The organism is Pseudomonas sp. MDT2-39-1 (assembly GCF_054898085.1).
On the sequence record NZ_CM142716.1, the window covers coordinates 3,940,889 to 3,966,064 of the forward strand.

Genomic DNA, 25,176 nt, shown 5'->3' on the forward strand with positions numbered 1-25,176 from the left:
CGGCCGGCAGCCTGTGGCTGTCTTCGAAACCGTGTGAAATCGGAGGTGCGTGTTTACGTGACGATGGGTGGCGCGCGGGTTCGGGCGCCAGGGAAGAAGGTTTGCCGGGCATGGCCCAGGCGAGGGGAGGGTGTGGTGAAGGTGGTGGCTGCTGGCGTGTCGAACGCGGCGAAGGTCTGGCCGCCGGTGAGCGCCGGGCAATTGAACAACAGGCTGCAATAGCCGCATTTTTCCCAGAGCACATGGTGCGAGGCTTTGGGCGGGCAGTGTTCGGCGGCGGGTTGCGCGCCGTGGTCGGCGTGCTCCATGGCCGACATGTCCATGCTCATGTCCATCGACAGGCTCATCGACATCGACGAGGCGCGTTGATCCATCGGCATCGACTGAGAAATCAGCGGGCCGATAAAGATCATCAGCATGGCGAACAGGCTGATCCAGCTGCCGTGCGTCAGGCTTGACGACTGACGACGGTGTGCGGATGACCTGGCGCTAAGCGGGCGCATGGCGTTTTCTGCTCAGTCGGTTACTGGGCGTGGGCGTGCATTTTCATGTCTTCCGGCGGCTTCTTCTGCACCGAGACTTCGACCGTCACGTCACCGGATTTTTCGAAGTGCAGGGTCAGCGGGAAGCGTTTGCCGTCGCTCAGCAGGCTGCGGTCTTTCAACTCCAGCAACATCACGTGATAGGCCATCGGCGCAAACGTGACATTGCCACCGGCAGGAACATCGACGTTCGGCACTTGCTGCATTTTCATCAGATCGTTTTGCATGATGTGCTCATGCAATTGAGCAATACCTGCAATCGGCGAGTCGACGCTGAGCAGGCGGTCAGCGGTTTTGCCTGGGTTCTGAATGACAAAATAGGCCGCTACGGTTGGCGCGTTCGGCGGCAACTCCTGCGACCACGGGTGAGCGATCTCCAGTTCGCCCGCCTTGTATTCATGGGCATTGGCAAAGCAGGCAGGCAGCAGCAACGCAGCCAGAACGATGAGTTTGTTCAACATGGCAGTTCTCCAGAGCGATTCAAGACGCAGGTCAATTGCGAGAAAGAATCACACCAGAGGGGACGCGCGGGGGTTGAGGCACGGCCATTGCTGGCGCGGGGTGGGTGTTTCAAGAGAGGTTGCAGGCACGCTTCGATTGGCATCGAAACGGGCGAAATACAGCTGCGGCACATGCCCGGGTAACGCCACCAGCGGTGCGGAACCGGAGCAGCACCAGCAATGCTGCATGTTGGAATGATCGTCGTTCTGCGGAGCTTTCTGCTCGAGGTCGCCCAGAGAAATCGCCACCATCTTCGTGCCGCTGGACGTACAAAAACTGCCCCACAACAATTGCTCGGCGGGTGATTTCGCCGACTGCGCCATGGCTCCGGTCATCGGCATGGCGAGCATATTGAACAGCACTGCGAAGCAGGCGATCCAGGCAATTGCGAGCCGTTGTCGGGACATGGGACAAAATCCGTTGGGTGGGCGATCAGGCGCGGCTATTTAGCCTGATCAGGGCCGATAAGTAAAAAAGCAGCGTGCGGTGTGGTGTCGCAGGAAAAACAGTTTTTTTTCGTTCCATCAGTGCGCACGTACCGCATGCACTTGCATATCTACCCCAAGCGTAGCGCGAATTACGGCAAATATCGCAGCCAGGTTATCCATGCTCGGGTTGCCCTTGGCAGACAACATTCGATGGAGACTTTTGCTTGGTTTTGCTGTTTCCTTCGCCAGCTCTTCAAAACCAACGGTGGCGTTGACGAGATCGCGCAAAGTGATCCTGGCCATTTCAGGTTCACCATTAAGAAACAGAGTAGCAGCCTCATCCAACAATGCCTGAGCGAACTCGGGATCACGCTGGGCACGCTCGGCGATGGTGTGTTTGTAGCTTCGGGTGAGCGCCATGACTTTATCTCCGGGTTCGTTCAGCTTTCTTACGGGTTCTAAATTCAGCTATCAGTGTTTTTGCCTGTTTGATGTCGGCCTTTTGGGTGGACTTATCGCCGCCACCAAAAAGGATGATCAGGCGTTTTCCCTCTTGAATAAGATAGATTCTGTAGCCTGGGTCCCAATTTATTCGGTATTCGCCGAGACCTTCAAGCCACTTGATATTGGAAGTATTGCCCAGCTCCAGTCGGACCAAGGCAGTAGATACCTTAAACGCTGCCTGCTTATTTAAGGTGGAAAACCAACGTCCAAAGGGGCTTGTTTCGTTTTCCTGCAAATATTCTTCGAGTGTGATCACAGACGGCCCTGAAGGTAACAAATAAGTTACTTATCATGCAAGCCAGCGATCCTGCCTTATTGAACAAAGGTGGCCAACGCATCAAGTGTTTCTTGAAGCGTCAGTAGCTCCCGATCCACCCCCGGCAACATCGGCCGCTGCAACACAATCACCGGCACCCCACGCTCTCGTGCCACTTCCAGCTTCGGTTCGGTCGCCGTGCTGCCGCTGTTCTTGCTGATCAACACATCAATCTGCCGACGTTCAAACAGCTCCCGTTCATCCTCGATCAGAAACGGCCCGCGTGCGCCGATGACTTCGCAGCGTTCATTACCGGGGTAAACGTCCAGTGCACGCAAGGTCCAGAATTGCTCCGGTGGGATTTCGTGCAGGTGCTGCAACGGTTCGCGGCCGAGGGTGAACAGCGGTCGGTGGAAGGGTTTCAGGGCTTCGATCAGTTCGGCCCAGTCACTGATGTCCCGCCAGTCATCCCCGGTCTGTGGCTGCCAGGCCGGGCGGCGCAACGCCCAGCATGCAATGCCGCTCAGCTGCGCGGCAGTCGTGGCGTTGTGACTGATTTGTGCGGCGTAGGGATGGGTCGCGTCCAGCAACAGGTCGATCCCTTCATCGCGAATGAACTGTGCCAGGCCTTCGGCACCGCCGTAGCCGCCGACGCGAACCTCACAGGTCAGGTCCGTCGGCACTCGACCGACACCGGCCAAGCTGTAAATGTGTTCTGGCCCCAGCGTGCGGGCGATGGCCAGGGCTTCCGTCACGCCGCCGAGCAGCAAGATTCGTTTCATTGAAAAGCTCCCGCATGGCCGACAATCCCGCCCTGGCGATCAATGGCAAACACCTCGACTTGCACCTGTGCCGGCACCACGCTGCGGGCAAAATCCAACGCGTGCTGGCAGACCGCGTCACCAAGGGCGATGCCCGCCGCGCTGGCCATCGCCAAGGCTTGCTGACTGGTATTGGCTTCGCGAATGCCTTGCTGCAACGCCTCATCGGCACCCATCGCGGCGGCCCATTCGGCCAGTTGCGGCAGGTCGATACTGGAATGCCGGCTGTGTAAATCCATATGCCCGGCCGCCAGTTTGCTGATCTTGCCGAAGCCGCCGCACAGGCTGAGCTTATCCACAGGCACTTTGCGCAAGTGTTTGAGCACGGCGCCGACGAAGTCGCCCATTTCGATCAGGGCGATTTCCGGCAGGTCGTAGACGCGGCGCATGGTGTCTTCGCTGGCGTTGCCGGTACACGCGGCGATGTGCAGGTAACCGTTGGTTTTGGCGACATCGATGCCCTGGTGAATCGAGGCGATGTAGGCCGCGCAGGAAAACGGCCGGACGATGCCGCTGGTGCCGAGGATCGACAGCCCGCCAAGAATGCCGAGTCGCGGGTTCATGGTTTTCAAGGCTAACGCTTCGCCGTCCTCGACGTTGACCGTGACCTCAAAGCCGCCGCTGAAGCCGAGCTCTTCGGCCAGCAACGTCAGATGCTGAGTGATCATTTTGCGCGGCACCGGGTTGATCGCCGGCTCGCCGACACCCAGTACCAGGCCTGGCCGGGTGACCGTGCCGACGCCACGGCCGGCGCTGAAACGGATGCCCGGCTCGTGGCTCAGTCGCACTTGGGAATACAACAGGGCGCCATGGGTCACGTCCGGGTCATCCCCGGCATCCTTGATCGTCCCGGCTTCGGCGCCGTCGTCGATCAATCGGCAGAACTCCAGGCGCATCTGTACCTGTTTGCCCTTGGGCAGAACGATTTCCACGGCGTCCGCGCTCATCCCGCTCAACAACAAACGCGCCGCCGCGAGACTGGTCGCGGTGGCGCAGCTGCCCGTGGTCAGGCCGCTGCGCAGCGGGGCGGGTTGTTCGGCGGTTTCGTCACGCATCGAAGGGCTTCGTCACGTCCAGCAAGGTAATCGGCAACGCCTGACGCCAAGTGTCGAACTCTCCGAGGGGCTGGGCTTGGGCGACGTGAATGCGGGTCAGCTCACCACCGTGGCGTTCGCGCCAGGCCATCAGGGTTACTTCGCTTTGCAGCGTGACGGCGTTGGCGATCAGTCGGCCGCCGGGTTTGAGCTGAGCCCAACAGGTGTCGAGCACCCCGTCACGGGTGACCCCGCCGCCGATAAAAATCGCATCCGGACGTTCGAGCCCGGCCAGGGCCTGTGGTGCACTGCCGCGAATCAGCTGTAAACCGGGCACGCCGAGGGCATCGCGGTTGTGTTCGATCAGCTGTTGCCGACCGTCATCGGCTTCGATCGCCATCGTTCGGCAACTGGGGTGAGCGCGCATCCATTCGATGCCGATCGAGCCGCTGCCGGCGCCGACATCCCACAGCAGTTCGCCGGGGACCGGGGCGAGGCGCGCAAGCGTGATCGCACGGACATCGCGTTTGGTCAGTTGACCGTCGTGCTTGAAGGCCGAGTCTGGCAGGCCGGCCAGTCGCGAGAGGCGTGGAGCGTTCGGCTCGGCGATGCACTCGATGGCGATCAGGTTCAGATCGGCGACCGATGGAGCGTTCCAGTCATTGGCCACACCATCGATGCGCCGTTCGGCTGTGCCGCCCAGATGCTCCAGCACGCTGAGACGGCTCGGACCGAAACCGCTTTCACGCAGCAGTGCCGCAATGGCGGCCGGGCTTTGGCCATCGTTGCTCAGCACCAGCAAACGCACGCCGCTGAACAACTGCGCGTTCAGTGCGGTGATGGGCCGCGCAACCACCGAAAGTGTCACCACCTCCTGCAACGGCCAGCCCATTCGTGCCGCTGCAAGCGAGCAGGAGGAGGGCGCGGGCAGGATCAGCATTTCATCGTTGGGCATTTGCCGCGCAAGGCTGGCACCGACGCCAAAGAACATTGGATCACCACTGGCCAGCACGCAGACGGGTTCGCCGCGAAGCGCGAGCAAAGGGTCGAGGGAAAACGGACTGGGCCACAACTGCCGCTCGCCACGGATGCAGGCCGGCAGCAAATCCAGTTGTCGCTGACTGCCAACGATCCGCGAAGCGCGCAACAGGCCATGCCGGGCGTTTTTGCCCAGGCCCTTGAAGCCGTCTTCACCGATTCCCACTACTGTCAGCCAGGGTGACATCTGTAGCCCTCAAAAATAGTCTCAAACGAGCTGTTCCGACGGGCAGGCTTTTCATGCCGTCGAACAAAGCAGGCATAATACCGCGCCTTCGCCCGCGAAGCGTCTTTCCCCATTGCCGGTCGCCCCCTTGAACGAACGCCCGATGTCCTCAGCCTTACGCCCCTCGGCCTGCCCGGGATTGCTGCGTATTGTCCAGGCGCTGGATGGCGGCATCTGCCGAATCAAGTTGAATGGCGGTTCGATCAGCGTGGCTCAGGCCGAAGCAGTGGCCGATGCCGCCGAGCGATTCGCTGGCGGGGTGATCGAGGCAACCAACCGCGCCAACCTGCAAATCCGCGGGATAGGCCGTGAGCACGGCGCGTTGATCGACAGTTTGATGTTGGCGGGTCTCGGCCCGAGCAGCGCGGCGGGCGACGATGTGCGCAATCTGATGCTCAGCCCCGGCGCCGGCATTGATCAACAGATGCTGGTCGATACGCGCCCGCTGGCTGAGCAGATCCTCACGACGCTGCAAAGCGATGAACGCTTCCACGACCTCAGCGCCAAGTTCGCCGTGCAACTGGATGGCGGCGAACGTCTGGTGATGCTCGAGCATCCCCATGATCTTTGGTTGTCCGCAGCTGAACGAGACGGTACGCGGGTGTTTGCATTCGGTCTGGCGGGTTGCCTTGTCGACGCGCCCGTAGGCGCGGTGTTGCTGGAGCAGGGCCATGCATTGGTGGTCGCGGTGCTGGAGTTGTTCCTGGAATTGGCACGCCCCGAGCAGACCCGCATGCGGCACCTGCTCGCCGAGTGTTCGCTCGACACGTTTCTCGCACGCCTCGCCGAGCGTGTGCCGTTGATGTCCATCAAGGCTTGGCAGCGCGAGGCAACTCCAGGCGCCCTGCACATCGGCACCCATCCACAGCGTGACGCCGGGCGTTTCTACATCGGTGCTGTGCCTCCGCTGGGCCGCCTGAATCCGGCGATGCTCAGGGGCGCCGCACAACTGGCGCGCGAACAGGGCGACGGCACGTTGCGTTTCACGCCTTGGCAGAGCCTGTTATTGCCCGGTGTCTTTGGCGACGATGCGCCTCACGTTATCCACAGCCTCGAACACCTCGACCTGCGTTGTTCGACCGATGATGCCCTGGCGCACCTCATCGCCTGCACCGGCTCGACCGGCTGCGGCAAAGGCCTGGCCGACACCAAGGTCGATGCCCGACAACTGGCGGCGCTGCTGCAACGCCACGGCCAGGCGCTGAACGTACACCTGTCCGGCTGCCAGCGTTCCTGCGCGGCCGCGCACATCGCACCGGTCACTTTGCTGGCGGTTTCTCTCGGTCACTACGACCTCTATTTTCGCGATGCAGCGCAGCCGGGTTTCGGCGCGCTGCACGCACGCAATCTTACTATTGAAGCGGTCGCGGCCTTGCTCGACGCCCGCTCACGGAGCCCCCTTGATGCTTGATTACATCCGCGACGGTCAGGAGATCTATCGCAACTCCTTCGCGATCATTCGTGCCGAGGCCAACCTCGAGCGAATCCCGGCCGATCTGGAAAAACTCGCGGTGCGGGTGATCCACGCCTGCGGCATGGTCGATGCCATCGACGGGCTGCAATTTTCCGCAGGCGCGGGCAAGGCCGGGCGTGAGGCGCTGGCCGCCGGCGCGCCGATTCTGTGCGATGCGCGAATGGTCAGCGAAGGCGTGACCCGCACGCGTTTGCCGGCCAACAACCAGGTGATCTGCACCCTGCGCGATGAAAGCGTTCCAGAACTCGCACGTGAGTTGGGCAACACCCGTTCCGCCGCCGCGCTGGAACTGTGGCGCCCGCATCTGGAAGGCAGCGTGGTGGTGATCGGCAACGCACCGACCGCTCTGTTCTATCTTTTGGAAATGCTCGATGCCGGCGCACCGAAACCGGCGTTGATCCTCGGCTTCCCGGTCGGCTTCGTCGGCGCCGCCGAATCCAAGGCAGCGCTGGCGGCAGACAGTCGCGGCGTGCCGTTTGTCATCATGCAAGGCCGGCTGGGCGGTAGCGCCATGGCCGCCGCCGCCGTCAACGCCCTCGCCACGGAGATCGAATGATGCAGTCACCTGGACGCTTGATCGGCCTGGGCGTCGGCCCCGGTGATCCGGAACTGATTACCGTCAAAGCCCTGCGCCTGCTGCGCGAATCGCCCGTGGTGGCGTACTTCGTCGCGAAGGGAAAAAAGGGCAACGCCTTCGGCATCATCGAAGCGCATTTGCAGGACGCGCAAACGCTGTTGCCGCTGGTGTACCCGGTGACCACCGAAGCGCTGCCGGCCCCGCTGTCGTACGAGCAAGTGATCAGCGATTTCTACGATGCGGCGGGCGAAGAACTCGCCGCGCATCTGGATGCCGGTCGTGACGTGGCCGTGATCTGCGAAGGCGATCCGTTCTTCTATGGTTCCTACATGTACCTGCACGATCGACTGGCCGAACGCTACGAAGCCGAAGTCGTACCAGGTGTTTGCTCGATGCTCGGCGGCGCTTCGGTACTGGGCGCGCCGTTGGTGTATCGCAATCAGAGCCTGTCGGTGCTGTCCGGCGTGCTGCCTCACGAGGACCTCAAACGTCGGCTGGCCGATGCCGATGCGGCGGTGATCATGAAGCTGGGGCGCAATTTTCCCAAGGTCCGTCAGGTGCTCGAAGAACTCGGTCTGGCAGAGCGTGCGCTGTACGTCGAGCGCGCGACCATGGCCAATCAGAAGATCGTTGCGCTGGATCAGGTCGAGCCGATGTCCTCGCCGTACTTCTCGTTGATCATTGTTCCAGGCGAACGGTGGCAAGGCTGATGGCCCGTCCAGTTCCGGCGATTGTCATTCTTGGCAATGGCAGCCTCGCGACCGCGCGCAAGATCCAGCAGGTCTACCCCGGCGCCTTGATCCACGGCCTGGCCGAACGGGTTGAAGGCGCGGATCGTGTCTATCACGAGTTCGGCGCGACCTTGCGCGAGCTTTATCAGCAAGACACTCCCATTATTGCCTTGTGCGCAGCGGGCATCGTGATCCGCACGTTGGCGCCGTTGCTGCTGGAGAAGGGCGCGGAGCCACCGGTGCTGGCCGTAGCCGAAGACGGTAGCGCCGTGGTGCCGCTGCTCGGCGGCCTCGGTGGCGTGAACGTCATGGCGCGGGAGATTGCAGCCAGTCTCGAGGTCGCTGCGGCGATCACCACCAGCGGTGAATTGCGCTTCGGCACCTGCCTGCTCAATCCACCCAGCGGTTACGCCCTCGGTGATCTGGAACTGGGCAAGCGCTTCGTCTCGGATTTGCTCGCCGGCCAAAGTGTGCGCATCGAAGGCGCCGCGCCGTGGCTTGCGCAAGCGCAGTTACCGGAAGACCCGCAGGCGCAGTTGTCGATCCACGTCGGCAGTGCCGAACGCACACCGTCGGCCAATGAATTGTTGATCTACCCGCGTAGCGTGCTGGTGGCGGTGAACGCCGAAGTGGCGGATTTGCCGAATGCGATTCGCGCAGCGCTGCATCAGGCGAACATCGCTGCGCAGTCGCTGGCCTGCCTGCTGGCCAGCGATCTGCTCATGGCCAGTCCTGCGTTGCGCGAAGCCGCGCTTGAACTGGGCGTGCCGCTGCGGTTTGCCTCGGTCAGCGGCGGCGTCAGTGAGCTGGCCCGCACAGTGCCGAACGCTACCGTCCTGTCGGCAGATACCGGCATCGCCATCGCGGTGACCAGTCAGCCGCTGGAGCTTGCACAGATCGGTCGCGCGCGCGGTCGTTTGGCCGTGATCGGCCTGGGCCCTGGCGCCGCTGAACTGATGGTGCCGGCGGTCAAGGCAGAACTGGCGCGGGCCAATGACGTGCTGGGTTATGAAACCTACGTGCGCATGGCCGGGCCGTTCCGCGATGATCAAGTGCTGCATTGCACTGACAACCGCGAGGAAATGCAGCGCGCTCGCCACGCCTTTGAACTGGCGGCTCAGGGGCGTTCGGTGGTGGTGGTTTCGTCGGGGGATCCGGGCGTATTCGCCATGGCGGCGGCGGTGCTCGAAGCATTGCACGAGTCGAGCGATCCGAGCTGGCACAGCCTTGATCTGGAGATTTTACCGGGCGTCTCTGCGTCCCTGGCAACGGCGGCCCAGGCCGGCGCGCCACTGGGACATGACTTCTGCGTGATGTCGCTGTCGGACAACCTCAAGCCATGGTCGATCATCGAGAAACGTCTGGATTTGGCGTCTCAAGCCGACCTGGCGTTGGCGTTCTACAACCCGATCTCGCGTTCGCGACCTTGGCAATTAGGGCGAGCACTAGAGATTGTCGCGCAGCACCGCAATGGCGAAACACCGGTGGTGTTGGGGCGAGATGTCGGTCGTCCGGGCCAGACCCTGCGCGTTATCACTTTGGGGCAGTTGACCGCGGATCAGGTGGACATGCGCACCATGGTGCTGATCGGCTCGTCCACTACCTGCACCTTCCCTCGCGCCGAAGGCGGCGAATGGGTGTACACCCCGCGGTGGTACGGTACAAAGCCGCCGTCCTGATGACTATGCGGTCTAACGATCGAGTGTTTTACAGGTGGAGAACCTGAACTGCATTCAAGTCGTGTCGTTACAGAAGGTCGTGGACTCTCTAGTTCACGGCCTTTTTTATAGGTCGTTTTTTAACGATTTATAGGTACAGCATCGTCGGGATGCTGTAGTTGAATGTTATTTGATGTTTCATATGACATTATTTGAAGTTTGTTGAGTTTGAATGGCTGTCTCTTTTGCAATAGCTTGCTCTCAAGTTGTGCGCGTTGCGTGGTATTTAGAATGTTGACCAGTGGCTCGTCTTCACGGTGATGAGTCATAAGCCAGCTGAGGTTCTATTTGATTACGGCGCTTGCCAATGTTGAATGCGCGAGCGAGTTCGCGTGCTTGAATGGCAGTTCTGCCAATACTGGAGCAAGGATGTGAATGTAATGAATTGGACAAGCGCTGCGCATGGTCATGGTTTCCCCTCGGTCGCAGAGTTTTCGAAAATTAAAGGCGGCTTCAGCGAGTTTTTTGAGAGCGCAGAGTATGAAGCGTTAGAGAGGTATTATCAGGCCGCCGTTGAAATTAATGATCCCAATGAAAAGCTGATGCCGGTTAAGTTGTTCCAAAGCACATTTGAATCGTTGCTTCGTCAAAAGTCGAAACCTTTGCCTTTGCTCGAACAGGCATATGCCGGGCTAACACGATATACATCCAGACTCGCAAATACTGTGGCCATGCTTTCAACAGTGGCTGATCCCGTGCCCAGGATCATGCACTTTGTATGGGTAGGTGGCAGTGAGGTCGGCGCTATTCAGCGGGACTACATGAATATCTGGCGAGAAATGCTGGCGGCGCAGAATTACAAATTCAATCTTTGGTACGACAGCGACGCATTATTGGCCTTTGAAATGAATCGGGTGATTCTTGACAGTGCCAGAGTTCATGCGATGGCGTCAGGAGGGGATCGGGTGACGAGGCCCGCCAATCTGTCGCAAATGATTGAAGATCGTGCGCGGGTGCTGAAGCTGCAGATGGCGGATCATCTCAATCAAGCACAATGGGCTGGCCGGGCAGATGAGGCGCGAATTGACCTGATGGTTCAAGCCTATGGCAAGGATCGAGCGATTCTTGAGGCTTTCCGCCAGCGGTGTCTTGACAGTCATACGTCCATGATCGGGCCTGATCTGCAGTTGCGCGATGTTCGCCATGAATTTGCCGGTCACTTTCTACGGGATGTCTATCAGCGTGAGGTCGCCATGCGCGGCAACTTTGCCGCGGCCAGCGATGTTGTCCGTTTACAGGCCGAGTATCTGGAAGGGGGGCGTTACAGTGACATGGACTATTTGCCACCCTTGGTCGAAAAGCCGGGTGGAGTTGATATCAGTGGATTTGACGAGCAAGCACGAATCGGCGTGCTGCAACTTCTGCTAAATCATAACGACGCTTTGATGCCTGGTCGCGATCAACAACGCTATGCTGATAGAACTGGCAGAATTCCCGCCGAGCATAAAGAAGCACTGCTTACGTTCGCCCGCAGCAAACCTAATATTGGCGAAGTCTTTACTGCCCCGAAGGAAAGTTTGGTGCCGCGGGACGGGTTTCGCATGGGCACTGCATTCGGGTCACCCAGTGCGGGTGAAATGAACGCTCATTTTCTGGCTCATCCGGGCAGCGGAATGACTCAAGCCATCATGCAAATGATTCGGTTGAATTATGACTGCCTGCACGAGGTTGAACGCCAACTCAGCACGGAAGGTATAACCCCGGATGATAAAAATCGGTTATATGACGTCATTCTGAGTGTCGTTGAGAAAAAACAGGCTGAAGGGAAGTTCCCGGCATCAATTAATTTCTCTACGAGCAAACTTGTCGAAGCCATTGGCACGTATTACCAGGACGGGATTCGCATTGGCGCTAGAGGCACTATTACCCTGACCGGGCCTGGCGCCGCTTCGAGCGGGTTGCTTAATTATATGTTGAAGCACCTTGAGCCCGATCATCTGGAGGCGGTTCGTACACGGCTGAAATTGACCGAGGGTTATAACGTCTACACCGAAGAAGAAATGGTTTCTGGCTGGACGGTCAATGGTTCTGAGGACGAGTGGCTGGCAAAAGAAAATGAAAAATGGAAGACAGGCAAACTCAAATCTCGTTACATCGGCAATGTGACGGAGTTGCTGAAAGAGCAAACGCTCACCTTCAAACAAGGCTGGCCGGTCATTGAGGGCAAACAGGTATTGTTGACGTCGGTTCTGCAACAATTGCTCGATGATTTGGGCGCGCCGTTCATCCGTGCGATGAATGACAAATTGAGTGGCGACATCCCCGTCGGTAGACGTATCGCCCTCAGCTTCGAACAGCGTCAGATGATCCTGGCGCAGCCCGCCCTTGAGCTGCCGCCATCGGTAGGCGCCGAGCTGTTCGGTAATCTGAATGAAGCGCTGACACGGATCGCCGGCAACAAGTTGCCTGTTGAGCAATTGAGCCCCCTGCACCGCTTGGTGTTCGGTGGACTGTTTGGCGCGACAACTCTGGACATCGAGGGCTTCGCTGATGCCTGGGAGGCAACCCGTTCCCTCGCCGGCAACACCCAGGATCGTGGACTCGGTGCGCGCTACGAACAGATTGAGCAGACCCTTCGTGAGCAGAACAGCGCGGCATTTGAGGCTGGCTTCAATACACCCGTGCCTGACACGCGAACCACGGAAAAGTCTGCGGTGCTCAAAGGTCTGGCCTTCGCTGAACCATTGAGCATACGTCAATGGGGTGAGCACATTGCCGGGATCCAGCTCCAGGCCCAATACGAGCTGCGTCACGTTATTTTCGAGCGCAGTGCCACGGTGCTGGAAACCTTCATTGCACAGGGCGCTTCCAGCGGGAGGTTAATGCCTCAGGGATTGCTGATCAGGGGTGAAGGCGATCCCGGAAGGCGTTGTTATCCACTGGTGTTGGCCATGGCAGCGGCCCTCGAAAAGGGCACCTCTGCCGTGGACGCTTTGAGCGGCAGACTGGCCAATGCCAACCTCTCGCCCGACGCCAATGAAACCCATGCATTTCTCACAACCCTCGATGAGCTGCGCACGGTACCGATGGCGCGCTCCGGCACTTTGTTGGGTGCGTCCCGGCTGGACCAGATCCTGCAAACACTGGAAGCCAGGACTTCCACCAGCACACTGATGCTTAACACCGAAAGCCATTCCCTGCTGGTCGCAAAAGTGGTTGATGGGGCGTCGATGGGCTACCGCTTTTATGATCCGAACTTCGGTGTCTTCGGGTTTGAACAGGTTCAGAACCTGCGACTGGGTCTAGAGCAGTTTCTTGGCAATCCCGAGCTCGCCAGACTGTATGACATCGGTCAACTGAAGGACGCTGCTTTCAACGTCGTTGACCTCAATGGCCCGCTCATTGCAGATCAGCGGCTACCGTCGCGCAATAATGTGTCGGGCTTGCTGAGCCATGACCCGATCAGTGCCGGTGTGACCGTGACGCCATGGGAACATCAAGCCGCATTGAGGGCCCGTTCGTTGTCGGAAAATGCCCGATTGGGGCGCGGTTTGAACGAGCTGGATACCCGCCACTGGGCGCAGCAAATTCAGCAGAGCACTGATCGTCTTCGCACGGAAAGCAACCTTGGGAAAGAATACGTTCCGGTGTTCGACAGCGTCCGAGAGGTGCCAGGCGGTCGATATGATATCAGCCTGGTCAATATCAAGGACCCTGCGCGCACGGTCCGGGTCTCCAGCGCAGATGGCGTTTTGTCGCGAATCCGTTCCTATCTGACAGAAACCTTCCAGACCCTTTCAGTAAAGCCGTCCGTTCCGGGCAAGGTTGACCCGACTGACGTCAGTGCCGTGCATACCTTGAATGCGGCCTTTACAGTTCAGGCGTTGCTGTTGGCGCTCAAAACCCATGAGCAGGTCGGCGACATCAATGAAGACCGGAGCCTGACGACTGCCGTGCGAATGCATGGCTACCTCAGTTACGCGCAACTGGTCCACGGTAATTTTCTCGACGTCGTAGAGCTGGTCAAGTTGTTCCAGGTGGCGTTGAGCGATGCACAGCTGGTGGCCCGGACCACCTCCTCGGTGGTGGTCAACGCGCTGGGACACATTGCCAGAGATGGTCTGGCCACCGTGTTGCAACTCGCCACGGTGGGCTTCGATATCTATCTGCTGGCCAATGCCAGGGACGATCTGCAACGGGCTCAATACGCTACCCAACTGGCGTTCGATTCGCTAGGGCTGGGGCTTTCGGTGGCCGGGGTGGGCGCCGGACTTGCCGGTGCGACTACGACGGCTGCATTTCTTGGTGGCGCCGGAGTGATTCTGGGCGGATTGGCCATTGGCGTGGGCGCGCTGGTAGAAGGGTTCAACGGTACGTTGGAGCGAGGGCGGCGGGTAGGTCAGTACCTGAACCGCGTCGACAAAGCCTATCGCACGGGGGGGCACTCGGTCAGGGAGGGTGTGTTTTATCCGAATCCATACGCAGACATTCGCGAGATCGATTTGCGCAGGAAGCGAATGACCTTCGATAGCCAGGAGATTTTGTCGGCCACCACCACCACGTTGCATGTGCCGGATCAGAACCCTGATCGTTCAAATGCCATTAATATCCGGACAAGTCTCGGGTTGCCGGAGCATGCCACGGTCACCGATCCGTCGACCTTTCAAACCATCGTCCTGCCCTGCGTAGCCAAGACCTGGTTCGGCTTTGATTACTCGGCGCTGCCGTTATCGACCACGCGATCCGAGCATTTTGAAACCGCCCTGAAACTGGAACACGACGCAGCAGGCAATCGTCAGTTCTGGTTTACCTTTTACAAATTTCCCTCCGAATACATTTTGCATAACTTGTATCCGGTGGAGGTCGACACAACGATCAGGGTCTTGCTCGATGAGGCGCCACGTTCGTTGCTGGTACCCGAACTGCCCAAAACATTGCACGGCAAGTTGTCTTACAGTATTGAAGGAGAGGGTGGCTATTGTGCGTTGACACTTGACCCGGGCGTGCAATCGGTGACTCTGTCCCAGGTTCAAAAATCTCGTCCCATGGCCTGGACCTTGCGCGCGCTCTGGTTAAACGAAGCAGATGTCGTTGTTGATGAGGGGCAGCTGAAGCTGGGGGCTATAAACGTCCAGGTTACGGATACGCCTGAATTGGTTATCCAGACCTCGCATCATTCATATCGGGTTGACTGGACGGATCGGAAGTTGTTGATCGAACGGCTGGAGACTGATCTGACTGTCGATATCGCGACTGTCCAGGTCCGAGTCAGGGAGTTGGCCCGCACCCATCGTCTGGCCAGCCCGTTCACAGCGGTAGAGAATTTCCCGGTTCCGTTCGCAGACCCACAAGAACCACAACTCACAACGGCTTTTTATGAGCAGGCCCGTGATCGCTTTATCTACTCTCGAGACCTGCCATCGGCGCTGGCGGATCAAGTCAGCCTGGGCGAGGTGATAGGAGGACAGGCGTATTTCTTTTGTCCCCGCGAAGCGCTTGTCTGGCGTTCTGATGTGGTCACGGGGCAGGTCAATCGATTCTATCGTCTGATGGATCCGGTGCCCGGCTCGAACATTTCGGTGTTTCAAGATCTAGGGCACGGGGTCATTCGCATCGTTCAGCAGGTGACACAGCGCACAGGGCGTGAAGCCGAGGTGATCTACCTGTTAGGTGAGGAGGACGTCAAGTTGATGGCAATCGCCGGCCATCTGACCGAGCGTCAGCAAAGCCTGTTGCTCAAGAAGGAGATGAAAGGGTGGTCAAACTTCTTTTGGGATTACGAGTTATTGGTCACGGATTCGAAACTTTGGCCTTTGACCCAAGTGAAGGTCGTGGACTACAAGCCGGCGGAGTTTGTCTCGATCACCCCGTTGTTTGAGGGTAAAAAGGATCCGGTCAGTACTTGGGTGCGTGGTGCAGATGGCCTTTTGATCGGGCCCGATGTGCCGCAGACCGAAGGGCCGGGGGCGGCGGTGAGTCCGTCATTGCTGACACCCGCTACACGTGCGGGCGATGTCTTCCTGTTTTTCGACAAGCGCAATCGTACCCTTTATCGCCGGAAGATCGACCCGGCCACTACCGCCGTGAATGTGCGGGCCGAGATTATCGAACCCTACAATGTGATAGAGGTCGTGCCCAATGAGCGTCGCTATCTCGCGTTGACCCTCGAGGGGTTTTATTTCGATATCGATGACCAAGGGCAATCGCAGTTGGCTGCGATAACCGCAGACTGGCTGAATGAGGCCAAGGGGCCAATAGACTTTGATTTTGAATGGTGGACAGCGGTTGAAGCCGTTGCCAACGACCATCTAGCGTCGAGCGTTGCCATTCTTGGTTTAGAGAACAGTACAAGGGATAGAAAGTTGCGCGCCTGGTATACCGGCCGTCAGTGGTTGATTGCAGATTTTGGGCCCGCATCGGTAGTGCGGTTAGTGGCAACCACACCTGATGGTCGGGCGGCCTGGCTGTTGGATGTTTCCGCTGGACAGCTCTTTCGTCAGGCGTTTATCGAGCCTGAGCAGTTGAGCCGCGCGTTCGGCAACGGCTTGCATCTGGTCAATGCCGAGGCGCTCCCTCAACCAGAAAAAGTGTGGAGCCCATGGTCGTTTTCTGAAGTGCTGTCCGACGGCACCGGTTTGCGTGGCCGTACCCGTGACGGGGTCAATCTTGAACTGATTGAAGACGAACCGGCAAGGATCATCAGTGTCGAGTACGCCTGGACCTATCGTTACATGGAGTCGACTGAAGCACTGGCGGGTCGCCTGAAAGATTTAGTGTCCGGTCAGGCACATGCGCCTTACCTGCCGATCGGGAATTCGACCAACCGTTACGCCTATTACGTACCCGAACTCAATCGTGTATTTGATATTTCCGGTAGGGCTGACGGGCAATGGGCGAACTTCCTCGGTACGAAACGAGGGCGCGTTGCGCTGTTGTTTGATCCGGTGGACGGCTTGATTTTCAACCGCAATAGCAGTGAGGTTCTGTGGGTCGCGGCGAACAAGGCCAGCCGGGAGGGTGAAGTCATGACGCTGGAAGTTTCGGGAGAGGTAAAAGATCTTCTGGCCCTGGTGCCCGACGGTGTCAGCACATTGATTTTGGGCTGCGCTGAAACGGGGTCGACTTATCACGTGTCGGAAACCGACTGGCAGCACTTCGACTGCATTGTGGTCGATTGCACTGCCTGGCCGGGTGTTGATGCTGTGCCCACGCAGCTGATTCTGGCCACCGGAGCGCAGGACAACTGGCGTGTCGCCCGGGCGGACAAACACCTGGTGTTCACTGACCCCGACAACGGCAGCAGCCTTGTTTTTCGTTCGGCGCAATCCGAGGAGTGGGCATTGGCCCAGTCGCTGAAACTGAGTGTGAAAGTCCTTGGCGGTACGCTTGAGGTCAACGTCCATGAACTGTGGCAAACCCTGTTCGATCAGGAGGAAAGCAGTCTTGAATTGAAGGCGCTCGTCGAGAAGTTGAACTCGGTCTAAACAAACAGGGGGTGACCAGTGGGTGTCTGCCCTCGTTAGTACGAAGAAGAAATCTTCGTGAGTGTCGGCGGCCTCGTCCTGAGGCCGCTCTTACATACAGGGAAGTATCTTTATGGGTGAGCAAACTGTTCGTCGTGTGAACGGCTACGTCAATTTTATTGATCTGTTTAAACTGTCTGATCTTGAACAGGCGTTACAGAAGCATAAAGGGACAGACGAATACGACGCGGTGTTTCGGTATTACTTCGCTTGTATCGCCGTGCTCGATTTTCCGAGAATGCTTGCCCCACTTGGGTTGCTGCGCGAGGCGCTCGGGTCTTTTGTTGAACCCAAGCGCCGGCGTCGACGTGCGGCGGGGATGGAACCGCCAGCTGCACAGCAGGGCGCTGCCGCTCCGGGCCTGACTGAAATCCGCGACAGAATCGAAGACTTTCAGGTGCGCCTGTCCGACAGCATTGAACAGCTGAGTGTCGCGGCTTTCGAAGTGCCGAAAAATCTGCACTTCGTCTGGCTTGGAGGTGGCCTCGGACCTATCCAGCGTGACTACATTAATGTCTGGAACAAGGTGTTGGCCGGGCAGGGCTATGCCGTGAAGCTCTGGTACGACAGCGATGCATTACTGGCCTATGAAACCAACCGGATCATTGTCGAAGCCGCGAAGGCCGATGCGATGATTAATGGTGGGCATAGCACTGAATCCAATAATGATCTTGGTGATAAATATGAGGAACGGGCCATTGTTCTCAAACAACAAATGTTCGCCCATATCAATAAAGCGGTAGGGCGCGGTGTTAACCCGGATGACGCACGTATTGATCTTCTGGTTCGTGGATACGGCCAGAATGAAGCAAGCCTGAAGGCCTTGCGTGACAAAAATGGCCAGAGTATTTCGGCACTGGGCGAGGCCGGCGTGGAACTTCGTGATCTTGCGGCGAATGTAACACCGCTTCACTTGCAGGACATTTACCAACGGGAAATCAGTCTGCGAGGAAATTTTGCAGCGGCCTCCGATGTGGTACGCATTGAGGCCTTGATGGCTGAAGGTGGAAATTATGCGGATGTCGATAACCTGCCATCTCTTGTGGAGAGGCTGGGCGATGTGGACATCAGTCAATTCAGCAGCGATGCACGCCTGGGCGTAATGCAGTTGTTGCTCGATCAAAACCCGCAATGGATGCCTGGTCGCGAAGCATCGAGGAGTCAGTACAAAAGCTACGTTAAGTACATTCCTGAAGAGCATCGACCGGCGCTGGAAAATTTCGCTAAAAGTCGCCCGCAGTTGACCAGTGTTTTTCGCGCCCCCAAAGAACGTCTCGTTCGTCCGAACGGAATGCGAGCGGTTACCGAGGGGGGCAGCCTCAGTAATGCGTTTCTAATGGCTCATCCCGGATCGGCCATGTTGAGCGCCGTGATCGATCGTTTCAAACTCAATTATGAGATCGTTGATGCTACGGCCCGTTTGGCCATGGAGAACCAGGTCGCCGCTATCGACGCTGAGGCCATCAGTCGTATTGCGCTGGAGGTCGTCGAAGAACAGTTCGGCCTTTTGCATGCTCTGCCGGCGGATGTAGAACTCGCGCTGTATTTTCTGGCCAAGGCTGCAACCTTTTACTACAGCGACGGCATTCGCCCCCAAAGCGAAGTGACCATCTATTTGACCGGGCCTGCTGCGGTGCGCGATGCGCTCGCGGATTACGCAAAAATGCACTTCACCCCTCGTGCCGCGGGCGTCTGGCGAAACGATGTGGCTATTGACCCCGCCGCAGCGGTGAACCGGGACACCGAGGAGGAGCAGGACCACTCCTGGAAAGAAAACGAAAGTGACACCGTCGACTGGCTCAAAAACGAAAAACAACGTTGGGAGACCGGGCAATTCAAGGCGCGTTACGTGGGGAAAGTGGATCAGTTGCTTAAGAGCCGGACGATCCATTTCGACCATGGCTGGCCTGTCATTGAAGGTCGACATGTGTTGTCGACCGAATTGCTGCAATCCCTGGCGCAACACTTTGGCGAACCCTTTTTGCGAGCGATGAGTCAGCGGACCACCGGTGAGGAGACTTTCGACAAGCCGTTGCAGCTGGGCTTTGACGAGCGTCAATCCATCCTCGCACAGGAAATCGCGCTACCGCCGTCGTTGGTCGGTGAGCCGGCGGCCGGGGATTTGCCTCTGGACGAATTGCTTCATCGAATTGGCCGGGACACTTTGCAGGTTGAACAGCTTGACCCCCGGCAGCGGTTGTTGATCGGTTCGTTGCTGGGCGCGCGGGCAATGGATAAACGCAACTTTGATCTCGTCAGTGCACGGCTGGAAAACCTCGCCAACAACGTGTCCGAGTTGGGCGTATCCCATCGTTACGGGGCCATTGAGCGGGAGCTGTTCAAAGAAAATCACCCTGCTTTCGTTGCCGGTTTGGCCAGCGCCTCGACACCCTTCGTAGCGTTGTCCGAGACCAGCATCGAGTTGAAGAAACAGGCGCTGGAGCAGTCTCTGACCCTGCTGCAATGGGGGCGCCAGGTCGCCCGTATTCAGCAGGTCGCAAAACTCGAGTTCCGTGACCGGATTGGCGAGCGTATGACCGATGTGCTCGAAAGCTTCAATCACGGCACTTTCAAACTGGTGCCACAAGACTTGTTGCTCCAGGGCGCCGGTGACCGGATCGCCGGGCGCTGTTATCCGTTGTCATTGGCCATGGCGGCTGCGATCAGCAAAGGGAACGAAGCGGGCAACATCCTTCGCGAGCGGTTTTACCTGGCGGTCATCGAGCCCGGTACCCGCGATTCGACGGCATTCGTGAGCATTCTCGAAGAGCTTCGCGATGTCGACGTTCATGACCTGGGTGGGCCGGTGGAGCGCGCCGATCTGGCACAGGTGATTGCGATGCTTGAAGAGAAAACCGTCAGCAGCACGTTGATGCTCAACTCGGATAACCACTCGATGCTGGTGGCCAAAAGTGTCGTTGACGAGCGCAGTACCTATCATTTCTACGATCCGAATTTCGGTGTTTTCGAGTTCGATACTGCTGAAGCGCTCAGCGCGGCGCTGACCCATTTTTTTGTTCGGCAAGAGATGGCCAGGCCTTACGCCGCGTATGGCGAGCTTGCTCGTCCAACCTTTGATTTGATTGAGCTCGACGCGGGTCGACTCAATGCAACGGTGCTGTCGTCGGGTGTCCGGGTGTCCAGTCTTTCCGATTCGGACAGCCTGCCTGAGCAGGCGCCTCGGGTCAGGCAGCGGCTGGCCAGCGCGCGAGGACAGTCGCTGGTCAAAAATGGGGTACTGGGCAATTCGTTACTGGAACTGGACGCACACTGGTGGGGCGGGCAGATCGCGCAGGCGACACGGCAGTTGCAGGAGCAACACGGGCTGTCGTCGGGCGCCGTTGCGTTGTTCGAGTCACTGGAGATCACCCCGACAGGCGAGTACAAAATCAGTCTGGTCGATACCGATCCTGCTCAGACCGTTGTGCGCGTCACCACCGCTGACCATCGATTCCTGAGGATCAAGAACTACCTCTCGGAAACCTTCCATACGTTGGCAGCGCAACCGCATGAGCCGGCCGGCTCGGCTGACGCGACGGACGCCGGTAGCGTCCATACGCTCAATGCCGGTTTTACCGTACAGGCCTTGATGAACGCGTTGCGCCATCACGAAGGCGAGGTCAGCGGTGGTGACAAGGCACTGACCACTGCCATTCGTTTGCATGCCTACGTCAACTACGCCCAACTGGTCCACGGCAACGTGGTGGATGTGATTGGCGTTGTGGCACTGGTGCGTCAGGCGCTGGACGATGAAAAGCTGATCGCCCGTACCAGTGCGCCGTTGGTGCAAAAGGCATTGGGTCATGTGGCGAATGAAGGCGTCGGTACGGTGTTGGGGATGGTGAATGTCGGGTTTGATATCTACCAGTTGAGCCATGCCACCAATGACATTGAAAAGGCGCAGTTCGGGACGCAGCTGGCATTCGACTCCGCGAGCGCCGTGTTGGGCGCAGCCGGGCTTGGTGCGGCATTAGTGGGCGCGGGTACCGTGGCGGCGGTGCTGGGCGGTGCCGGGGTGATTCTGGGCGGGTTGGCGGTGGGCGTCGCTGCGCTGGCCGAAGGATTTGCCACCATTGCCGAGGAAGCCAAAGAGGTCGCCCGGTTTTTTGAGGGGCTGGAAAAGGCTTATCTACAGGACGGCTATCATCTGGACAAGGCCTCGAATGCCTGGATTGCGCACCCTTTGCTGGTATTCGCCGATCTTGATTTGCGTGCATCCAGCATCCGTTTCGACAGCCCCAGGTTGTTCCCGCTTCGGGACCATCTAGGGGTTCCGGGTTTCGATGTGGATTACAACCGCGCCACCGATATCCGTGTGGGCCTAGGGTTGCCCGACTCGGCGTCTTTTTCGCCGCAGCCCGGGCAGGCGATCGTTTTGCCCTGCACACCCAAAACCTGGTACGGCTATGAGTACAAGTTGCTGCCGTTTGTCTCGTTTCGTCATGCCGGCGGATTCGATACGGCCCGTCGGCTGGAGAAAAAGAATGCACAGGGGCAATGGCAATTTCTGTTTTCGTTCTATTCGTTTCCCGGCGAATACGTGGTCAACCGGCTGAACCCTGTCTACAAACCAACGGTGTTCAACGTTCGTCTCGACAACATTGAGCGCTCGCTGGTGGTGCCTGCACTGCCAAAGGCGTGGCATGGCATGGTTTCCTACCGTATAGAAGGAGCAGGCGCCCGCTGTTCCGTACTGCTCAATCCCGGGGTCAACCTTGAACTCCACGCGCCCGGTCACACGGCCATGCGCTGGGTGCTGCAGGCTCCCTGGCTGGCCGAAGCAGACATCCGCATAGCCGCTGCGGGTAGCCTCGTTGCGGATACGCTGGGTGTGAAGTTCAGTGGCGGCGTTCACGATGTGTTGCTCAAGCTTGCGAGTAACACAATCATGCGCGTTGATCTTGTTGCCCTGACGTTGGAGGTGGTCGAAGAAGAGGCCGATCCGGCGCTCGGGGAGCAAGCGTTGCTGGACCACTTCAAGTCACTGGCGCGTGAACATCGACTGACCATGCCTTACACCCCCGTTCACAACTTTGTGGTGCCGTTTGAAAAGCCGGACGAGCCGAGGACAGTGGCCGCGTATTACGACTCGGCTCAGGATCGTTTTCTGTATATCCGCGATCCGAATGTCTTGTTGGCCGATGAGGTCGTGTTGGGAGCGGTGGTCGAGGGCTCGGCCTACTTCTATCACCCCGAGAACTTTGATGTCTGGCAGGTCGACGCGATCACCGGCACGCTGGTTCAGCGCTATCGTTTGCTGCTCAGAGATGGCTTGACGATTGCCCGCTGTGAGGCTGTGGTCAACGGTGGCATTCAGATCGTTCAGCGGTCCACTCCCAAGGAAGGCCCGCACGATGAGCTGACCTATGTGATCCATGACGGGGCAGTGTTGCTTGGCTCAATCACCCGCGGTCACGATCCAGCATTGCCGGCCGTTTTACAGGTCGACACGCTCACGGACTGGAAGCAGGTACTGGGCGATTATGTGTTGCCCGCAGAGTCCATCGATACCGTGAATTGGCGCCCTGGGGCGCTGGTTTCGATTTGTTGGCAGTTCGAAGACACGTCTCGTGATCTGGTCTGGGTCCGCGATGTTGACGGGTTGATCATCCGTGCGGCTGCCCGGCGTCACCATGCGCGGGGATGGGAGGATTCGATCAAGGCCTTGAATACCCTTTTACTGATTGCTCCCGCCAGTGCTGAGGGCGAGGTGTTCGTCACTTTCGACAAGCCTGTTGGAAGCCTCGTGCGACAGCAAAGGTCAATGGTGGAGGGGCGCGTGCAATGGTCCTCCAGAGAGATTGCCCCCACAGGGCTGAAAAATGTTGTCGCTGTTGAGCAGGGCCATCTCGCCCTGACCGACTCCGGCCTGTTCTTCAATATGACGCCGGACGGGTATCTGCACTTGGGCGGATTGACTGAAACCTGGTTAAAGGATCGAACCCAATGGTGGTCAGCATTGCCAGCGGTGTCGACGCGGTACCCGGTGGCTAGTTTCGCCCTCCTTGGGTTGACCAACTTTACCGGGGGCGCCGGTTTGTGCGCCTGGTACCTGGACGATCGGCTGTTGCTCGCGGATCTTGGCCATGGAAAAGAAGTGCGGTTGCTGAGTATCGCTCCAGACAATCAGGCCGCCTGGTTGTTCGATCTTTCAACAGGCAAGGTTTTCAGCCAGCGCTTTATCGATACGAAACTATTGGGCGCTGCATTCGGCCAAGGAACCAGACTTTTGCAAGCTGAGGCATTGCCCGCCCCGATGCAGGAATGGGCGCCCTGGATCTTTACCGACGTGAAAGTGGAAGGTGCTGGCCTGAGGGCGACGACGCTCGATGGCCTGGAGGTAGGCTTACAGCACAACGAACCGTTACGGATTACGGGTGTGGACAGCCGCTGGGTCACCGCACTGAAACGACCATTGAGAGAGGGGCTGGCGGCGCTGGCGAACGCACATCGATGCGCCGATTTTCTGTCCGTAATAGACCCTGATAGCCTTCAGTGGTATGTGGTCCGGACCGGACGATTGATCCGGGTTCCGAAAGCCGTCATTACTGCGCAATACGCGCTGGTGGGCACCCGGGATCAAACCAATGTGATGCTGCACGAGCGCGGGGATGGTTTGTTGCACACCTATCCGCAAAACAGCACGGTCGGGCCGCTCGACTATGTTCAGCGAAACGCCGAAGTCCTGGTGGTCGAGGGACCGAAGACGGCTCATGACCTTCTCCCGTTGATTGCCGATGATGTCAGCATCCTGGTGCTCAAAATGGGTCAAGGGGCAACGACTGGCCGGCTGACCCGGGCGGCGTGGTTGAAACTTGAATCGGTCATCGTCGATTGTCGTTATCCGCTTGAGCGCCCACCCTTGATTCCGGGGAAATTGATTCTGGACGCTTCAATCATGGATCGGTTATGGGTCAGCCTGGTCGATGAACACTTGGTGATGAACGGCCTGGACAGCGGGCACAGCCTGATTTTTCGCGGCGTTTACTCAGCGGATGTGGCGTTGCGGGGTGACGTGTTCCTTTCGCTCAATGGCTATCGATCACGTGCGGTGTCGGAAATAGTCACCGAGTTGTTGAGGCAAAAGGGCGTTTCCGGCAGCGCAACGTTAACGGAGCTGATGTCGAATTATCAGGTCGAGGTGATCGCAGAAGCGGCTATTTAGAACGTAGCGCTCCCTGGCTGATTACGGCACCAGATAACCTTTCACGCCCGTGAAGATAATCTGTGCCGCCAGCGCGCACACAAACAATCCCATCAGCCGGCTGACGATCTGCAACCCCTGATCACCGAGAATCCGCTCGATGCGGTTGGACAGATAAAGCACCACGCCGACCGTAAAACTGGCCAGGGCAATACTGAGAATGGCCGTGAGTTTGTCGTCCCAATGCGGCTGGCTTACGCCCATAACCAGCAAGGCACCGATGGTGCCGGGGCCAACCGTCAATGGAATGGTCAGCGGGACGATGGTCACGTCCTGCTGCACATTGTCGGTCTGCACCGCCGACTTGCCTTGGGCCATGCCCAGTGCCGAGATAAATAGCACGCTGCCGGCACCGATGCGGAACGCGTCCACGGTGATGCCGAAGACATTGAAAATTACCCGCCCGAACAGGTATAGCAAAACGCTGGACACCAGCGTGGCGGTTGCCACTTTCCAGGCCAGTCGACGCTGTTCCTTGCGTGAATAACCGCGGGTCAGACTGATGAAGCAGGACAACACGAAGAACGGGCTGTAGAGCACCAGCATCTTCAGGTAAACGCTGAATAACACGTGGAGCATGGTTTTGGCTCGCATCCAGAGAGGGGTGAGTCGGAGTCTATCAGTCGGCCAATTGTCTGTGGGTGTCGAGTTTAAAAGAA

General features: G+C 58.4%; 15 protein-coding genes. 6 read left to right on the forward strand and 9 right to left on the reverse strand.

Annotated features, from left to right (window positions below; genetic code table 11):
* Positions 1–53 precede the first annotated feature (53 nt).
* The 8 genes from ACYZTM_RS18545 to cbiE all read right to left on the reverse strand — a co-directional run bounded on the left by ACYZTM_RS18545 (position 54) and on the right by cbiE (position 5,311).
* Positions 54–503 (reverse strand): DUF2946 domain-containing protein, encoded by a 450-nt coding sequence (locus ACYZTM_RS18545; RefSeq protein ID WP_461983937.1) that lies wholly within the window; start codon positions 501–503, stop codon positions 54–56.
* 20 nt (positions 504–523) lie between these two features.
* A complete protein-coding gene (locus tag ACYZTM_RS18550; protein WP_131058879.1) occupies positions 524–1,003 on the reverse strand; it encodes a copper chaperone PCu(A)C in 480 nt (159 codons plus the stop codon).
* Between the two features lie 48 nt (positions 1,004–1,051).
* Positions 1,052–1,450 (reverse strand): DUF2946 domain-containing protein, encoded by a 399-nt coding sequence (locus ACYZTM_RS18555; RefSeq protein ID WP_461983940.1) that lies wholly within the window; start codon positions 1,448–1,450, stop codon positions 1,052–1,054.
* A 117-nt stretch (positions 1,451–1,567) separates the two neighbouring features.
* On the reverse strand, positions 1,568–1,891 hold the full coding sequence (locus tag ACYZTM_RS18560) for a helix-turn-helix domain-containing transcriptional regulator (RefSeq protein ID WP_461983942.1): 324 nt from the start codon (positions 1,889–1,891) through the stop codon (positions 1,568–1,570).
* Positions 1,892–1,895: 4 nt separating this feature from the next.
* Positions 1,896–2,231, reverse strand: coding sequence for a type II toxin-antitoxin system RelE/ParE family toxin (locus tag ACYZTM_RS18565; RefSeq protein WP_461983944.1), 336 nt, complete (start codon positions 2,229–2,231; stop codon positions 1,896–1,898).
* 56 nt (positions 2,232–2,287) lie between these two features.
* The gene (locus tag ACYZTM_RS18570; RefSeq protein ID WP_131058883.1) at positions 2,288–3,013 is read right to left on the reverse strand and encodes a cobalt-precorrin-6A reductase; all 726 of its coding nucleotides are present in this window, start codon (positions 3,011–3,013) and stop codon (positions 2,288–2,290) included.
* Positions 3,010–4,107, reverse strand: a complete 1,098-nt coding sequence (locus ACYZTM_RS18575) for a cobalt-precorrin-5B (C(1))-methyltransferase (RefSeq protein ID WP_461983946.1) — start codon at positions 4,105–4,107, stop codon at positions 3,010–3,012. The genes ACYZTM_RS18570 and ACYZTM_RS18575 overlap by 4 nt, the downstream gene beginning before the upstream one ends.
* On the reverse strand, positions 4,100–5,311 hold the full coding sequence (gene cbiE, locus ACYZTM_RS18580) for a precorrin-6y C5,15-methyltransferase (decarboxylating) subunit CbiE (RefSeq protein ID WP_131058885.1): 1,212 nt from the start codon (positions 5,309–5,311) through the stop codon (positions 4,100–4,102). Before cbiE ends, ACYZTM_RS18575 begins: the two co-directional genes overlap by 8 nt.
* Positions 5,312–5,453: 142 nt before the next feature.
* Here cbiE and cobG point away from each other — a divergent pair, with 142 nt between their 5' ends.
* The 6 genes from cobG (at position 5,454) to ACYZTM_RS18610 (ending at position 24,478) form a co-directional block, all read left to right on the forward strand.
* On the forward strand, positions 5,454–6,761 hold the full coding sequence (gene cobG / locus ACYZTM_RS18585) for a precorrin-3B synthase (RefSeq protein ID WP_461983949.1): 1,308 nt from the start codon (positions 5,454–5,456) through the stop codon (positions 6,759–6,761).
* Positions 6,754–7,380 (forward strand): precorrin-8X methylmutase, encoded by a 627-nt coding sequence (locus ACYZTM_RS18590; protein WP_131058887.1) that lies wholly within the window; start codon positions 6,754–6,756, stop codon positions 7,378–7,380. The genes cobG and ACYZTM_RS18590 overlap by 8 nt, the downstream gene beginning before the upstream one ends.
* The gene (locus ACYZTM_RS18595; RefSeq protein ID WP_461989162.1) at positions 7,380–8,111 is read left to right on the forward strand and encodes a precorrin-2 C(20)-methyltransferase; all 732 of its coding nucleotides are present in this window, start codon (positions 7,380–7,382) and stop codon (positions 8,109–8,111) included. Before ACYZTM_RS18590 ends, ACYZTM_RS18595 begins: the two co-directional genes overlap by 1 nt.
* Positions 8,111–9,811 carry a precorrin-3B C(17)-methyltransferase gene (gene cobJ, locus ACYZTM_RS18600; RefSeq protein ID WP_461983951.1) on the forward strand — a complete coding sequence of 567 codons (1,701 nt, stop codon included), beginning with the start codon at positions 8,111–8,113 and terminating at the stop codon, positions 9,809–9,811. Before ACYZTM_RS18595 ends, cobJ begins: the two co-directional genes overlap by 1 nt.
* Positions 9,812–10,230: 419 nt before the next feature.
* Positions 10,231–17,274 carry a TcdA/TcdB pore-forming domain-containing protein gene (locus ACYZTM_RS18605; protein WP_461983953.1) on the forward strand — a complete coding sequence of 2,348 codons (7,044 nt, stop codon included), beginning with the start codon at positions 10,231–10,233 and terminating at the stop codon, positions 17,272–17,274.
* 112 nt (positions 17,275–17,386) lie between these two features.
* Positions 17,387–24,478: a TcdA/TcdB pore-forming domain-containing protein gene (locus tag ACYZTM_RS18610; RefSeq protein ID WP_461983955.1), complete on the forward strand. Its 7,092-nt coding sequence runs from the start codon at positions 17,387–17,389 to the stop codon at positions 24,476–24,478.
* Positions 24,479–24,499: 21 nt separating this feature from the next.
* On the opposite strand, the gene ACYZTM_RS18615 is transcribed toward ACYZTM_RS18610, so the two are convergent.
* Positions 24,500–25,096, reverse strand: a complete 597-nt coding sequence (locus tag ACYZTM_RS18615; RefSeq protein WP_017336334.1) for a MarC family protein — start codon at positions 25,094–25,096, stop codon at positions 24,500–24,502.
* Between the last annotated feature and the right edge of the window lie 80 nt (positions 25,097–25,176).

Bases quoted from the DNA above. Each gene is read 5' to 3' on its own strand.
- ACYZTM_RS18545 (WP_461983937.1), bottom strand. From the start codon at position 503: ATGCGCCCGCTTAGCGCCAGGTCATCCGCACACCGTCGTCAGTCGTCA.
- ACYZTM_RS18550 (WP_131058879.1), bottom strand. From the start codon at position 1,003: ATGTTGAACAAACTCATCGTTCTGGCTGCGTTGCTGCTGCCTGCCTGC.
- ACYZTM_RS18555 (WP_461983940.1), bottom strand. From the start codon at position 1,450: ATGTCCCGACAACGGCTCGCAATTGCCTGGATCGCCTGCTTCGCAGTG.
- ACYZTM_RS18560 (WP_461983942.1), bottom strand. From the start codon at position 1,891: ATGGCGCTCACCCGAAGCTACAAACACACCATCGCCGAGCGTGCCCAG.
- ACYZTM_RS18570 (WP_131058883.1), bottom strand. From the start codon at position 3,013: ATGAAACGAATCTTGCTGCTCGGCGGCGTGACGGAAGCCCTGGCCATC.
- ACYZTM_RS18575 (WP_461983946.1), bottom strand. From the start codon at position 4,107: ATGCGTGACGAAACCGCCGAACAACCCGCCCCGCTGCGCAGCGGCCTG.
- cbiE (WP_131058885.1), bottom strand. From the start codon at position 5,311: ATGTCACCCTGGCTGACAGTAGTGGGAATCGGTGAAGACGGCTTCAAG.
- cobG (WP_461983949.1), top strand. From the start codon at position 5,454: ATGTCCTCAGCCTTACGCCCCTCGGCCTGCCCGGGATTGCTGCGTATT.
- ACYZTM_RS18590 (WP_131058887.1), top strand. From the start codon at position 6,754: ATGCTTGATTACATCCGCGACGGTCAGGAGATCTATCGCAACTCCTTC.
- ACYZTM_RS18595 (WP_461989162.1), top strand. From the start codon at position 7,380: ATGCAGTCACCTGGACGCTTGATCGGCCTGGGCGTCGGCCCCGGTGAT.
- cobJ (WP_461983951.1), top strand. From the start codon at position 8,111: ATGGCCCGTCCAGTTCCGGCGATTGTCATTCTTGGCAATGGCAGCCTC.
- ACYZTM_RS18605 (WP_461983953.1), top strand. From the start codon at position 10,231: ATGAATTGGACAAGCGCTGCGCATGGTCATGGTTTCCCCTCGGTCGCA.
- ACYZTM_RS18610 (WP_461983955.1), top strand. From the start codon at position 17,387: ATGGGTGAGCAAACTGTTCGTCGTGTGAACGGCTACGTCAATTTTATT.
- ACYZTM_RS18615 (WP_017336334.1), bottom strand. From the start codon at position 25,096: ATGCTCCACGTGTTATTCAGCGTTTACCTGAAGATGCTGGTGCTCTAC.